General features: G+C 72.7%; 13 protein-coding genes. 7 read left to right on the forward strand and 6 right to left on the reverse strand.

Annotation, left to right across the window (positions count from 1 at the left end; translation table 11 throughout):
• Positions 1 to 14 precede the first annotated feature (14 nt).
• Positions 15 to 863: a siderophore-interacting protein gene (locus ABZ453_RS41635; RefSeq protein WP_359023731.1), complete on the reverse strand. Its 849-nt coding sequence runs from the start codon at positions 861 to 863 to the stop codon at positions 15 to 17.
• 100 nt (positions 864 to 963) lie between these two features.
• Positions 964 to 1,869: a 5'-3' exonuclease gene (locus tag ABZ453_RS41640; RefSeq protein WP_359023754.1), complete on the reverse strand. Its 906-nt coding sequence runs from the start codon at positions 1,867 to 1,869 to the stop codon at positions 964 to 966.
• A 758-nt stretch (positions 1,870 to 2,627) separates the two neighbouring features.
• Between ABZ453_RS41640 and ABZ453_RS41645 the strand changes: the two genes are divergently transcribed.
• The gene (locus ABZ453_RS41645) at positions 2,628 to 3,197 is read left to right on the forward strand and encodes an XRE family transcriptional regulator (RefSeq protein ID WP_359023733.1); all 570 of its coding nucleotides are present in this window, start codon (positions 2,628 to 2,630) and stop codon (positions 3,195 to 3,197) included.
• Between the two features lie 20 nt (positions 3,198 to 3,217).
• Positions 3,218 to 3,919 (forward strand): helical backbone metal receptor, encoded by a 702-nt coding sequence (locus tag ABZ453_RS41650; RefSeq protein ID WP_359023735.1) that lies wholly within the window; start codon positions 3,218 to 3,220, stop codon positions 3,917 to 3,919.
• Here the strand turns inward: ABZ453_RS41650 and ABZ453_RS41655 are convergent.
• Entirely contained in the window at positions 3,831 to 4,994 is a 1,164-nt protein-coding gene (locus ABZ453_RS41655) for a TDT family transporter (RefSeq protein WP_359023737.1), read from the reverse strand. The genes ABZ453_RS41650 and ABZ453_RS41655 overlap by 89 nt on opposite strands.
• Before the next feature lie 70 nt (positions 4,995 to 5,064).
• Here ABZ453_RS41655 and ABZ453_RS41660 point away from each other — a divergent pair, with 70 nt between their 5' ends.
• Complete coding sequence (locus tag ABZ453_RS41660) at positions 5,065 to 5,988, forward strand: LysR family transcriptional regulator (protein WP_359023739.1); 924 nt, start codon at positions 5,065 to 5,067, stop codon at positions 5,986 to 5,988.
• 7 nt (positions 5,989 to 5,995) lie between these two features.
• On the opposite strand, the gene rox is transcribed toward ABZ453_RS41660, so the two are convergent.
• Complete coding sequence (gene rox / locus ABZ453_RS41665) at positions 5,996 to 7,447, reverse strand: rifampin monooxygenase (RefSeq protein ID WP_359023741.1); 1,452 nt, start codon at positions 7,445 to 7,447, stop codon at positions 5,996 to 5,998.
• A gap of 201 nt (positions 7,448 to 7,648) precedes the next feature.
• On the opposite strand from rox, the gene ABZ453_RS41670 reads away from it, so the two are divergent.
• Positions 7,649 to 8,623 carry an aminoglycoside phosphotransferase family protein gene (locus tag ABZ453_RS41670; RefSeq protein WP_359023743.1) on the forward strand — a complete coding sequence of 325 codons (975 nt, stop codon included), beginning with the start codon at positions 7,649 to 7,651 and terminating at the stop codon, positions 8,621 to 8,623.
• Here the strand turns inward: ABZ453_RS41670 and ABZ453_RS41675 are convergent.
• Together ABZ453_RS41675 and ABZ453_RS41680 are read right to left on the reverse strand one after the other, a co-directional pair.
• On the reverse strand, positions 8,592 to 9,278 hold the full coding sequence (locus ABZ453_RS41675; protein ID WP_359023745.1) for a gamma-glutamyl-gamma-aminobutyrate hydrolase family protein: 687 nt from the start codon (positions 9,276 to 9,278) through the stop codon (positions 8,592 to 8,594). The two genes, ABZ453_RS41670 and ABZ453_RS41675, sit on opposite strands and share 32 nt — an antisense overlap.
• Positions 9,279 to 9,345: 67 nt before the next feature.
• On the reverse strand, positions 9,346 to 10,080 hold the full coding sequence (locus ABZ453_RS41680) for an FCD domain-containing protein (RefSeq protein ID WP_359023747.1): 735 nt from the start codon (positions 10,078 to 10,080) through the stop codon (positions 9,346 to 9,348).
• A 91-nt stretch (positions 10,081 to 10,171) separates the two neighbouring features.
• Here ABZ453_RS41680 and ABZ453_RS41685 point away from each other — a divergent pair, with 91 nt between their 5' ends.
• From ABZ453_RS41685 to ABZ453_RS41695, 3 genes are read left to right on the forward strand one after another with little or no spacing between them, the layout of a single operon-like run.
• On the forward strand, positions 10,172 to 11,530 hold the full coding sequence (locus ABZ453_RS41685; RefSeq protein ID WP_359023748.1) for a glutamine synthetase family protein: 1,359 nt from the start codon (positions 10,172 to 10,174) through the stop codon (positions 11,528 to 11,530).
• A gap of 8 nt (positions 11,531 to 11,538) precedes the next feature.
• The gene (locus ABZ453_RS41690) at positions 11,539 to 12,912 is read left to right on the forward strand and encodes an aldehyde dehydrogenase family protein (protein WP_359023750.1); all 1,374 of its coding nucleotides are present in this window, start codon (positions 11,539 to 11,541) and stop codon (positions 12,910 to 12,912) included.
• Positions 12,909 to 13,700: a 3-oxoacyl-ACP reductase gene (locus ABZ453_RS41695; RefSeq protein ID WP_359023752.1), complete on the forward strand. Its 792-nt coding sequence runs from the start codon at positions 12,909 to 12,911 to the stop codon at positions 13,698 to 13,700. Before ABZ453_RS41690 ends, ABZ453_RS41695 begins: the two co-directional genes overlap by 4 nt.
• Positions 13,701 to 13,791: the final 91 nt, after the last annotated feature.

A 13,791-nucleotide genomic window follows, 5' to 3' on the forward strand; every position in this document is an offset into this window, starting at 1 on the left:
CCCTTCGGACGTCTTCACGCGGCCGGCGCCGCGCCCTCCTGCTCCGCCTCGATGCGCGCGTTCCACTCCCGCTTGGAAGCCTGCCAGCCGTCCTCGTTGTGGCCGAGACGCCAGTAACCGGAGATCGACAGGTCCTCGCGCGGGATCTGCAGCTCGACCCGCAGCAGTTGACGCAGCTCCTTCACGAAGTGGGCCTCTCCGTGCACGAACGCGTGCGGCCGGCCCTCGGGGAACTCCAGCGCCTGTACGGTCTCGCACAGCAGCTCGCCGACCGGCCGGTCGCCGCGGTGCAGCCAGACGACGTCCACGTCGGAGTCGATCTTCTGCTCCTCCTCCGGACCGGAGACCTCGACGAAGGCGTGGGCGGTGACGCCGCCGGGCAGCGACTCCAGGGCACGGGCGATCGCCGGCAGGGCGCTCTCGTCGCCCACCAGCAGATGCCAGTCGGCGCTCACGTCGGGGGCGTAGGCGCCGCCGGGGCCCATGAAGCGCACGGTCTCGCCCGGCTGGACCCGCATCGCCCAGGGGCCGGCCAGGCCCTCGTCGCCGTGGATGACGAAGTCCAGGGTCAGCTCGAGGGATTCGGGGTCGAAGGCGCGCACGGTGTACGTCCGGGTCACCGGCCACTGCTCGCGCGGCAGTTCCTCGCGGATGCGCTCCATGTCGAAGGGCTCGGGATAGGAGATGCCCTCGGCCGGCGGGAACAGCAGCTTCACATAATGGTCGGTGCAGGTGTCGGCCGCGAAACCGGCGAGAGACTCGCCGCCGAGGACCACGCGCTGCATGTGCGGGGTCAGCCGTTCCGTACGGACGACCTGCGCGGAGTGCGGCTTGCGCGGCCTGCGGGCCGGACGTTCTGCCATGACGGCCTCCCATGCTTCTTGCTTAGGCTTACCTAAGTTAGCACCTCTCCCCTGGGCAACGCCTCGATGAGGGCGAGCATTACCAAAACAAGAAGGTCGCTCACGCGCCCAGGGTCGTCAGCAGCCGCTGCAACGAGCCGCCCAGCCCCCAGCGGACCGCCAGCTCCCGCAGTGCCGCCGCGTCGCGCGGAGCGTGCGGCAGGGCCGTGTCGACGTCCGGCAGCGGAACGTCGTCGGCGACCTTGACGACCTTCGGCGCGACAGCGACGTAGGGCCGTGCCTCGTCGAGCCGCTTGCGCTGCGACGGCGTGAGCCTGGCCCGGGGATCGTCGACCGCGGCCATGATCCCGGCCACGTCCCCGAACTCGGCGAGCAGCTTCGCGGCCGTCTTCTCGCCGATACCGGGCACGCCCGGCAGACCGTCGCTCGGGTCACCGCGCAGCAGCGCCAGATCCGCGTACCCCGGACCGTCCACCCCATACTTCTCGCGCAGCCACGCCTCGTCCGTCAGCTGCAGCGTGCCCACGCCCTTGAGCGGGTAGAGCACCCGCACCCCGCGCGCGTCGGAGACGAGCTGGTACAGGTCGCGGTCGCCGGTGACGATGTCGACCGGACCCTTCGCCCGCGCCGTGAAAGTGCCGATGACGTCGTCGGCCTCGTACGGCTCCACGCCCACGCGCGCGATGCCGAGCGCGTCCAGGACCGCCTCGATGACGGGCACCTGCGGCGACAGCGTGTCCGGCACCTCCTCCTCGTCCGGGCCCGCCTCGTGCTCCTCGGCCACGCGGTGCGCCTTGTAGGAGGGGATGAGGTCGACCCGCCACTGCGGGCGCCAGTCGGCGTCCATGCAGGCCACCAGATGGTCGGGACGGTGGTCCTTGACCAGGCGGTCGATGAACTCCAGCAGGCCGCGCACGGCGTTCACCGGCGTGCCGTCCGGGGCCTTCACGGACTCCGGGACGCCGAAGTAGGCGCGGAAGTAGAGCGAGGCGGTGTCGAGAAGCATCAGTCGTCCGGTCACGCTCGCATCATGCCGCACGGGACCGACAGTCACCCGCCGGCGAGCGGCCGACTCCGGCGGGGTCGCTCGGTGACGAGACGGCCGGCAGGCCGACCGGCAGCACGTGCCCTCCGGGGTCCCCATCGCGGTCCCCGGTACGAAAAGAATCCGGCCAACCACATAGCGCTACGTCCTCACCCAAGCCTGAACGCGAGGCCGGGAGTCACCGGCGGCACAGCCGGTCCCGCCGACCCGCCCCCGGGGTGCGGCAGCGCTGTCGAAACAGCCGTCCGACACCCGTTGAATCGCCAACTGCGCACCCTGTCAAGGAACTTCGCCCCTCCACCCGCAAGGCCTGATCACAGCCTTGATCGCGGTGTGAACGCCCGGCCACGAACGGGAACACAGGGAGGCCGTCGCGCATTGTAAGAAGAGGAGCGACCTCGATGCCGGGCGGGGAGCGGCGGTGGCCGTCGTACCCGCGCGGAGGGCGCTCCCGCGAGCCGTCGGCGCGCGCCTCGCCCCGGCGCCCGGCCCGGACGGCCGTGCGCCCCCGCCGGCCAGCGTCTTCGTCCCGACGAAGGAATCCCCGTCCGGTGAAGGCGGGGAACTGGTCTACTGGCGAGAGTTGGCGGATTGACGGCATGCGTTGTTTACCAGTGTGTGACGGGCGCATGAAACGGTTTGCCGAACCTGCGTAAGGTGCAGAGAACGCATCAGGAGTACGGCACACCGGCGGACGAGCGAAGGAGGGAGCCGGAGCGATGGGCGACCACAAAGAGCAGCCCCTGCGCGTGGGCGCGGCCGTGCGGCGCCGCCGTCGCACGCTCGAGCTCACCCTCGCCGTCGTGGCCGAGCGCAGCGGCCTGTCCGTCCCCTTCCTGAGCCAGATCGAGAACGACAGGGCGCGGCCCAGCCGGGCGTCCCTGGAGAAGGTCGCCGACGCCCTGCGCACGACGGCCGTGGAGCTCCTCGCGGCGGCCGACCCGGCGTGCAGCGTCGACGTCGTCCGCGCCGAGGGGACCGAGCCCCTGCTCGAGCCCGCGGTGCGCTCGCTGGTGCGCGGTCACCACCAGATGCATGCCTCGGAGTTCGTCGGCGACCATGACGCCGGCCGTGAATTCCAGTACCGCAACGACCAGTTGATGTATGTCGCCGACGGCGCCGTGGAGATCGAGGCGGAGGGGCGGGCCTACCGGCTCGGCCGCGGCGACACCCTGTACCTGACGGGCGGTGTGCGGCACCGCTGGCGGGCGACCGTGTCGGACACGCGCGTGATCGTCGTCGCGGTGGCCGAGCACATCGAGGCGGTCCGGGACCGCTCGCGCCAGTGACACCCCGTGTCGTCTCGCTCGTGCCCTCGCTGACCGAGGCGGTGGCGGTGTCCGTCCCCGGTGCCCTCGTCGGCGTCACGGACTGGTGCACCCACCCCGCGCACCTCGACGTCCCCCGCGTCGGCGGCACCAAGAACCCCAAGCTGGAACCCATCCTCGCGCTCGCGCCCGACCTGGTGATCGCCAACGAGGAGGAGAACCGCGAGCCCGACCTGACCGCCCTGCGCGAGGCGGGTGTCGAGGTCCTGGTGACCGAGGTGCGGGACGTGCCGCAGGCCTTCCGGGAACTGGCGAGGGTGCTGCAGGCCTGCGGCGCCGGATCCCGGCCGCGATGGCTGGAGGAGGCGGAGGAGACGTGGTCGTCGCTGCCGGTGCCCGACGCCCGTACGACGGCCGTCGTGCCGATCTGGCGCCGTCCCTGGATGGTGCTGGGCCGGGACACCTTCGCCGGTGACGTCCTGGCCCGCCTCGGCGTCGACCACCTCTACGCGGACCACCCCGGCCGTTACCCCCGCGTCCCGCTCGACGAGCTGCGGGCCGCCGCCCCCGACCTGGTCGTGCTCCCCGACGAGCCCTACCGCTTCACCGCCGAGGACGGGCCCGAGGCCTTCCCCGGGGTGCCCTGCGCCCTGGTCAGCGGACGGCATCTGACGTGGTACGGCCCGTCGTTGGCCGAGGCGCCGGGGGCGCTGGCCGAGGCGCTGCGAGCAGCTCGCCGCTGAACAGACCGCGCGCGGTGTGCAGGGCGGCCGTCGCCCAGGCGGCCACGAGCCCGGCGTACAGCCCGAGCGCGAGCCAGTCGTACACGACCAGCCCGCTACGCCCGGCCAGCGCCTCGGCGCCCGTCACACACGTGCCGACCGGGAAGGTGAGCGCCCACCACGTCATCGCGAACCCCATGCCCTGCCGACGGGCCCGCACCACCTGGGCGCCGGCGAACACCAGCCACAGCAGCGCGAACCCCATGACCGGCACGCCGTACAGCACGGCGAGGAGCCCGAACCCCGCGCTCAACGAGTCCGGAACGACGCCGGGTGCGAAGTCCGCGAACCTGCCGGCGGCGGTGGTGGACTGCCCGAGGGGGCCCAGCACCAGGAACAGGGAGGGCGTGAGCGCGAGCGGCAGCGGGCCGCCGGTGATCAGCCTGGCGAACACCAGCGGCAGCATCACCAGGGTCGCGAGCAGACTCAGCCCGAACATCGCGAGACAGCCGAGCAGCAGGGTCTCCCGTGGCTGTCCGGGCGGCAGATGCGGCACGAGCATCGGACCCAGCGCGGCGGACACCATCGGCGCCACGACGGGCAGCAGCCACACGGGCGAGGCCTGCCCCGGCTCCACCTTGTGCCGTACGGCCATGAGGTACGGCACCACGACGGCGGCCGCGAGCCCGGTGACCGTACCGGCGGTGAACAGCACGGCGTCCAGTGCCAGGGCGGCCCGCGGGCCGATCCAGTCCTGGCCGACGGTCAGGGCACCGCCGCCGACGGCCGACAACGCCATGGCCAGGCAGCCGTAGAAGGGCGCCGTGGCGGGGTCGAGGAGGTGGGCGCGCGCCTTCTCGCCGTGGTGGGTCCAGTGCAGGGCACGGGCGGCGAGGAGGGAGATGAGCAGGCCGAGGGAGAGGGCCCAGACGCCCGCGCAGACGGTGCGCAGACCGGGGAGGTCGAGGGGGAGTCCGGCGCCGGCGGTCGCGACGATCGCGGTGCCCATGACGGTGGCGTACCAGTTCGGTCCGAGGTGACGGACGGCCCTGGCACGCGGGAGGGCCCGGGGGAGTGGCTGGGCTGCGGTGACCATGGGTCCACGGTGGCGCGGGCACGGGCCGCGGACCAGGGACCGTGCCTCTATGAGGGCATAAGCTGGTCTTATGAGCGAGGTGGAGGGGCGGTCGGGGGGCGGGGGCCCGTTGGCGCATCGGGTGCCGGATCTCGGGGCGCTGGAGCTGCTGCTGGCGGTGGCGAGGCTCGGGAGTCTCGGTGGGGCGGCGCGGGAGATGGGGATCACCCAGCCCGCGGCGAGCAGCCGGATCCGGTCGATGGAACGGCAGCTGGGCGTGGCGCTGGTGGACCGGTCCCCCCGCGGGTCGCGGCTGACCGACGCCGGGGCGCTGGTGACGGACTGGGCGCGGCGGATCGTGGAGGCGGCGGAGGCCTTCGACGCGGGGGCGCAGGCCCTGCGCGACCGGCGGGACTCGCGGCTGCGGGTGGCGGCGAGCATGACGATCGCGGAGTACCTGCTGCCGGGGTGGCTGCTGGCCCTTCGGGCGGAGCGGCCGGACACCGCGGTGTCCCTGCTCGCCGGGAACTCCGCCGCCGTGGCGGAGCGGCTGTTGGCGGGGGAGGTGGATCTGGGGTTCGTGGAGGGGCTGAGCGTGCCGGCGGGGCTGGACTCCGCGGTCATCGCACACGATCGGCTGATCGTGGTGACGGCGCCGGGGCACGCGTGGGCGCGGCGGGGCCGGGCGGTGGGGGCGGCCGAACTGGCGCGGACTCCTCTGATCCTCCGGGAGAAGGGGTCGGGGACACGGCAGGTGCTGGACGCCGCGCTGGGGGGACTGGCGCGGCCGTTGATCGAGTTGTCGTCGACGACCGCGGTGAAGGCGGCGGCGGTGGGTGGGGCGGGGCCGGCGGTGCTGAGTGAGCTGGCCGTGGGGGAGGAGCTGGGGATGCGGAGGCTGGTGCGGGTGCCGGTGGAGGGGGTCGCGCTGGCCCGGGACCTGCGGGCGGTGTGGCCCACGGGGCATCGGCCCACGGGGCCGGCGCGGGATCTGCTGTCGCTGACGCGGGGGTAGGTCGCCCTCAGCCGCCGGACGGGCCGGAGGGCACGGACCGCCGTTGGCCGAACCACCTGGCCAGGTGCTTGTTCAGGTCCTCCTGGTCGTCGCCGGTCCAGGCCACGTGGCCGTCGGGGCGCAGCAGGATCGCCGGGGCCGTCAGGCGATCGCTCGTGTCATGGACGTGGTCGACGCGGTCTTCCCAGCCCGCCGTCGACAGGCTGCCCGCCTGGTCCAGGAGGAGGCCCTTGCCGGTGTGGAAGAGGTCGTACAGGCGGCCTTTCTTCAGGGGGACGTCCCGCAGACGGCGGCCCAGCAGGTCGTCGCCCTCGCCGAAGTCGTAGCGGACCGCGATCGCGGTGATCTTCTCGGTCAGGTAGCGGTTCACCTCGTCGAAGTCCATCAGCCGTGAGAAGAGCCGCCGCACCGCTTGCGGACCCGGCTCGGTGGACATCAGTTCCATCTGCGCGCGGGTGTTGTCGAGGACCTCGGTGGCCACCGGGTGCCGTTCGGTCTCGTAGGTGTCGAGAAGGCCCTCCGGCGCCCGGCCGGCCACCTCCGCCGCCAGCTTCCAGCCCAGGTTGAACGCGTCCTGGATACCGAGATTGAGCCCCTGCCCACCCGTCGGCGGGTGGATGTGCGCCGCGTCGCCCGCCAGCAGCACCCGTCCGACCCGATAGCGCTCGGCCTGCCGGGTGGCGTCGCCGAAGCGGGAGAGCCAGCGCGGTGAGTGCACGCCGAAGTCGGTGCCGGCGACCGTCCGCAGGCGCTCCTTGACCTCCTCCAGCGTCGGGGGGACCGCGCGGTCCTCGGTCAGGCCCTCGGCGGGGACGACCACGCGGTACGCCCCGTTCCCCATGGGGCCGATGCCGAACCGCTTCTGGGTCGCGCGGACCCGGGCCATCACCGCGGCGATGGTCTCCGGCGGCGCGGCCACCTCCATCTCGCCCAGCAGCGTCTCGACCGTGGCCGGGTCGCCGGGGAAGCCGACGCCGAGCAGTTTGCGCACCGTGCTGCGGCCGCCGTCGCAGCCGACGAGGTAGCGCGAGCGCAGCCGTGTGCCGTCGGTCAGGTCGACCGTCACCCCGTCCTCGTCCTGGCTCAGTCCGGTCACCTCGCAGCCGCGCCGGATCTCGGTGCCGAGCTCGACGGCGTGCTCGGTCAGCAGCCGCTCCACGACCGGCTGCGGGATGCCGAGGACGTACGCGTGCGCGGTGTCCATCCCGGTGGGGGCGGGCTTGTCGATGGCGGCGAAGAAGCCGCCCACCGGGTACTGCTTCCCGTTCGCGAGGAACCGCTCCAGCAGACCGCGCTGGTCCATCACCTCGATGCTGCGCACATGCAGACCGAGCGCGCGGACGACCTTGGTCGGCTCCGGCTCCTTCTCCAGCACCACCACGCGTACGCCGTGCAGCCGCAGTTCACCGGCGAGCATCAGCCCGGTCGGCCCGGCGCCGGCAACGATCACGTCGATCATCAAAGTCCCCGTTTCCGCAGGTTGTGGCCTCGGCCGGTGATTGTGCGGTACGACGGGGGCCTTGCCGCAAGCCCCCCGGTGCGCTATACGTTGAGACAGGCGAGGAGGTCAGGAACCCCTCGCCTCCGTCGTTCCCGCCGCCGCCACCCCGGTGAAAAAACCCTTGGCGCGGCGGCGTCCCGGGCCTGCACCATGCCCCGCATGACGACCCCCTCGGCCCCGCCCGCCACCGGCGTCCGCACCCCCTGGGAAGCCCTTCCGCACCCGGTGCGCACCGCCGTCACCGACGTGCTCGGCGGCGGCCCGGTCGTCCATGCGGAGACCCAGCCCGGCGGCTTCTCCCCGGGCGTCGCGGCGCGGCTGAGAACCGCCGACGGACGGCGCGCCTTCGTCAAGGCCGTCAGTGCGGACACCAACCCCGACAGCCCGGCCATGCACCGCGCCGAGGCCCGCAAGACCGCCGCCCTCCCTCCCGGTGTGCCCGCGCCCCGTCTTCTCGGCACCTACGACGACGGCACCTGGGTCGCCCTCGTGCTGGCGGAGGTCGACGGCCGCCAGCCCCATGTCCCTTGGCGCGAAGCGGAGTTGCGGCGGGTGCTCGACGCCGTCGAGCGCCTCGGCCGTACCCTCACGCCGTCCCCCGTCGCCGCCCCGCCCGTGGCCGAGGCGCTCGGCGACGCCTTCAGCGGCTGGCGGCGCCTGGCCGACCGGCCGGAACACGAGCTGCGCGGACGTCTCGACGACCGGACCCTCGCGGAGTTGCCCCGGCTCGCCGCTCTCGCCGCGGACGGGGTCGAGGCCGCCGCCGGGGACACCCTCGCCCATGCCGACCTGCGCGCCGACAACATGCTGCTCACCGCGGACGGCGAGGTCGTCTTCGTCGACTGGCCGCACGCCGTGCGCGCCGCCCCGTGGTTCGACCTGCTGACGCTGCTGCCCAGTGTCGGCGCCCAGGGCGGACCCGACCCGGACGCGGTGTTCCGGGCGCATCCGCTGGGCCGGGCCGCGGATCCGGCCGGTGCCACGGCCACCCTGGCCGCCCTGACCGGGTTCTTCATCGAGCAGTCCCTGCTTCCGGCCCCGCCCGGACTGCCCACCCTGCGCCCCTTCCAGCGCGCCCAGGGCGAAGCCGGGCTCGCGTGGCTCAGGAGACGGCTCGCACCAGGGCCCGCATGACGCGCGAGTCCTCGCCCATCTCGGGGTGCCACTGCACGCCGAGCGCCCAGCCGTCCGCGGCGGGCAGTTCGACGGCCTCCACCGTGCCGTCCTCCGCGTACGCCGACGGGAGAAGGCCGGTGCCGAGGCGGTCGACGGCCTGGTGGTGATAGGCGGGCACGGACGTCTCCTCGGGCACGGCCTCGGCGTACCGGGTGCCGGGCACCGGCTTGACCGTGTGCCGGCCGAAGACGCCGACGACCTCGGCGTGGCCCTCGACGTGCTGGACCAGCGTGCCGCCCAGGGCCACGTTCAACAGCTGCATGCCCCGGCAGATGCCCAGCAGGGGGACGCCCGCGGACAGGGCGGCGTCGATCAGCGCCAGTTCCCAGATGTCCCGGGCGTGGGCCGGCGGGCCGGTGCGGGGGTCCCGCTCGGCGCCGTAGCGGGCCGGATCGACGTCGGGGCCGCCGGCGATCACCAGCGCGTCGAGGCGTGCGACGGTCGTCGCCGCCTGCTCCGGCTCGTCCGGCGGCAGCATCGCGGCCAGTCCGCCCGACCGCTGCACCAGGCGCGGATAGCCGACCGGCAGCAGCGCGGCCTCCAGCTCCCAGACGCCCCAGCGCGCCCCGGCCTCCAGATACGTGCTGACGCCGATCAGCGGCCTGGCTGTCATACGACCTCCCACCCGGAGCAATGGATCCCGTTCATACCTTTGCCGACCCACCCCCGCCAGGGCAAGGTCACGCGAGGAACCCTCTGAGCAGTGCCGCCGTTCCGGCGCAGTGCTCCCGCATCATCTCCCGCGCCCCGTCCGCGTCCCCGTCCAGGACCGCCTCCACCAGGGCGATGTGCTGACGCTGCGAGTGCTCCAGGTTGCGGACGAGCAGCGGGATGCAGTCCAGCAGGTCGTTCACCGCGGCCCGTACCGCCGCGTACTGTGAGGTGAGCGTGGGGGAGCCGCACAGCTCGGCCAGGGTGAGGTGCAGCAGCGTGTCCAGGCGGCGGTAGTCGGCGAGCGGCGCGTCATGCGTGCGGGTCAGCGCCTCGCGCAGCCGGTCCGCCTGGTCGTCGCTCAGCCCGTGCGCCGCGCACAGTCCCGCCGCGCCCACCTCCAGCACCTCGCGGAAGCGCAGCACGTCCTCGATGTCGACCTCGGAGATCCGCCGCCGCAGCTCGTCCTCGCCGCCCGCGTCCGCGCGGGGCAGCACGAAGGTGCCGCCGTAGCGTCCGCGCCGGGACTCCACCAGCCCCTGGTCCTGCAGCACCTTCAGCACCTCGCGCAGGGTGACCCGGCTGATCCCCAGCCGGTCCGCCAGCTCCCGCTCGGCCGGCAGCCGCTCGCCGCCCGGCACCAGGCCAAGGCGTACCACCTGCAGGATCTGCTCCAGGGCCTCCTCGAAGCCGTTCCCCGCACGCACCGGCCGCAGTACCGGAGTCAACCGGTCCTCCAGGCTGCCGTCCTGATCCGGCGACACCCGCCGCACCCCCTTCCCAAGCAATGGTTCTCCGCAATACCTTATGGCTCCCGGCCCGGTCGGAAAAACGCGCAGCCGAAGGAGCTCTCCCGTGGCAGACCGCACACCCCCGCTCAGCGTCGAGGAGCTGCACGCCCTCGTCGCGAGCGGAGAGATCGACACTGTCGTCCTGGCCTTCCCCGACATGCAAGGGCGCCTCCAGGGCAAGCGGTTCGCCGCACGCTTCTTCCTCGACGAGGTCCTCCACCACGGCACCGAGGGCTGCAACTACCTGCTCGCCGTGGACACCGAGATGAACACCGTCGACGGCTATGCGATGTCCTCCTGGGACCGCGGCTACGGCGACTTCGCCATGCACCCCGACCTGTCCACCCTGCGCCGCGTGCCCTGGAACGCCGGCACGGCCATGGTGATCGCCGACCTCGCCTGGAACGACGGCTCACCCGTGGTCGCCGCCCCGCGCCAGATCCTGCGCCGTCAGCTGGAGCGCCTGGCCGAGCTCGGCTACACCGCCCAGGTCGGCACCGAGCTGGAGTTCATCGTCTTCAAGGACACCTACGAGCAGGCCTGGGACGCCAACTACCGGGGGCTCACCCCGGCGAACCAGTACAACATCGACTACTCGGTCCTCGGCACCGGGCGGATCGAGCCGCTGCTGCGCCGCATCCGCAACGAGATGGCCGGTGCCGGTCTGACCGTCGAATCCGCCAAGGGCGAGTGCAACCCCGGCCAGCACGAGATCGCCTTCCGCTACGACGAGGCGCTGCGCACCTGCGACCAGCACGCGATCTACAAGACCGGCACCAAGGAGATCGCCGCCCAGGAGGGCGTGTCGATCACCTTCATGGCCAAGTACAACGAGCGCGAGGGCAACTCCTGCCACATCCACCTGTCGTTGGCGGACGCGGCCGGCAACAACGCCATGGCCGGGCCCGACGGGATGTCCGACGTCATGCGCTACTTCCTCGCCGGACAACTGGCCGCCCTGCGCGACTTCTCCCTCCTCTACGCCCCCAACATCAACTCCTACAAGCGGTTCCAGCCCGGCTCCTTCGCCCCGACCGCCGTCGCCTGGGGGCACGACAACCGCACCTGCGCCCTCCGGGTCGTCGGTCACGGCCGCTCCCTGCGCTTCGAGAACCGGCTGCCGGGCGGCGACGTCAACCCGCACCTCGCCGTCGCCGGGCTGGTCGCGGCCGGACTGTACGGCATCGAGCACAAGCTGGAGCTGCCAGAGCCCTGCCCGGGCAACGCCTACACCGCGGAGTTCGAGCACGTCCCGAGCACCCTGCGGGAGGCCGCCGAACTCTGGGAGAACAGCCCGATCGCCCGGGCCGCCTTCGGCGACGAGGTCGTCGCGCACTATCGCAACATGGCCCGCGTCGAACTGGCCGCCTTCGACGCCGCGGTCACCGACTGGGAGCTGCGCCGCTCCTTCGAACGCCTGTGAGGCACTCCTTGTCTGCCGAGTACGAACTCGAAGTACTGAACCCCGCTACCGAGGAGGTCGTCGCCACCGTCCCGGCCGCCACCGCGGCCGACGTGGACGCGGCCGTCTCCCGGGCCGCCGCGGCCCAGACGCGCTGGGCCGCCCTGTCTCCCGCCGACCGGGCGCGGCTGCTGCGCCGGTTCGCCGTCGCCGTCGACGAACACCTGGAGGAACTCGCCGGGTTGGAGGTCCGGGAGGCCGGGCACACCGTCGGCAACGCCCGCTGGGAGGCGGGCAACGTCCGCGACCTGCTCGACTACGCGGCGGGCGGCGTCGAACGCCTGACGGGACGTCAGATCCCGGTGGCGGGCGGCCTGGACGTCACCATCCTGGAGCCGCTGGGCGTCGTCGGCGTCATCGCGCCCTGGAACTTCCCCATGCCGATCGCCGCCTGGGGCACCGCCCCCGCCCTGGCGGCCGGCAACGCCGTCCTTCTCAAGCCGGCCGAGACGACCCCGCTGACCGCCCTGCGCCTGGCCGAACTCGCCCTGGAAGCGGGCCTGCCCGAAGGCCTGTTCCAGGTGCTGCCCGGCCACGGACCGGTCGCGGGCAACGCGCTCGTCGAGCACCCCGGCGTCGCGAAGATCGTCTTCACCGGGTCGACGGCCGTGGGCAAACAGGTGCTGGCCAAGGGCTCGGCCCTGCTCAAGCGGGTCACCCTCGAACTCGGCGGCAAGAGCCCCAACATCGTCTTCGCCGACGCCGACCTCAAGACGGCCGTCGACCCCTTCTCCTTCCTCGACAACTCCGGCCAGGACTGCTGCGCCCGCACCCGCATCCTGGTCCAGGAGCCGGTGTACGACGAGGTGTCCGCCCTTCTCGCCGACGCGCTCGCCGCGGTGGTCGTGGGTGACCCGGCCGACGAGAAGACCCAGATGGGCCCGCTGATCTCGCGCCGTCAGCTGGACCGGGTCCGCGGCTACGTCCCCGAGGACGCCCCCGCCCTGCGCGGCACCGCACCCGAGGGCCCCGGCTTCTGGTTCCCGCCGACCGTCCTCACCGGCGAACGGCCCGACTCCGCCGCCGCCCGCGAGGAGATCTTCGGCCCCGTCGCCGTCCTGCTGCCCTTCACCGACGAACAGGACGCGATCCGCCTCGCCAACGAGACGCCCTACGGCCTCTCCGGCTCCATCTGGACGCGGGACGTGGGCCGAGCGCTCCGCGTCTCCCAGGGCGTGCGGGCCGGCAACCTGTCCGTCAACTCCCACTCCAGCGTGCGCTACTGGACCCCCTTCGGCGGATTCAAGCAGTCCGGCCTCGGCCGCGAGCTGGGCCCGGACGCCCTGACCGCCTTCACCGAAACCAAGAACGTCTTCATCAGCACGGAAGGCCCCGCACAGTGACCTCTGAGGACACCGACATCATCTGCCGCCGTCTGGTCGGCCGCACCGCCGTCATCACCGGAGCCGGCAGCGGCATCGGCCTCGCCACCGCGCGCCGGCTCGCCTCCGAAGGCGCCAACGTCGTCTGCGGCGATGTCGACGAGGCCCGCGGCAAGGCCGCCGCAGACGAAACCGGCGGGATCTTCGTGAAGGTCGACGTCACCGACCCCGACCAGGTGGAGGCCCTGTTCAAGACGGCGTACGACACCTACGGCAGCGTCGATGTCGCCTTCAACAACGCCGGTATCTCCCCGCCCGACGACGACTCCATCCTGGAGACCGGCCTCGAGGCCTGGAAGCGCGTCCAGGAGGTCAACCTGACCTCCGTGTACCTGTGCTGCAAGGCCGCCATCCCCTACATGCGGCGCCAGGGCAAGGGTTCCATCATCAACACGGCGTCCTTCGTGGCCCGGATGGGCGCGGCGACCTCCCAGATCTCGTACACGGCCTCCAAGGGCGGCGTCCTCGCCATGTCCCGCGAGCTGGGCGTGCAGTTCGCGCGCGAGGGCATCCGCGTCAACGCCCTCTGCCCGGGCCCGGTCAACACCCCGCTCCTGCAGGAGCTGTTCGCCAAGGACCCCGAGCGGGCCGCGCGCCGCCTCGTGCACATCCCGGTCGGCCGGTTCGCCGAGGCCGAGGAGATCGCCGCCGCCGTGGCCTTCCTGGCCAGCGACGACTCCTCCTTCGTCAACGCCAGCGACTTCCTGGTGGACGGCGGAATCTCGGGCGCGTACGTCACGCCTCTCTAGACGAGTCATTCCGATGTGATCAGTGGTCGTAGGCGATCAGGGATCGCATGACCGGCTGTCCGGTCTTGTGGTTGTGCCAGATCGCCGCGGC

Origin of the sequence: Streptomyces sp. NPDC005799 (genome assembly GCF_040630525.1) — a bacterium.
Taxonomy (GTDB): Bacteria; Actinomycetota; Actinomycetes; order Streptomycetales; family Streptomycetaceae; genus Streptomyces; species Streptomyces griseorubiginosus_B.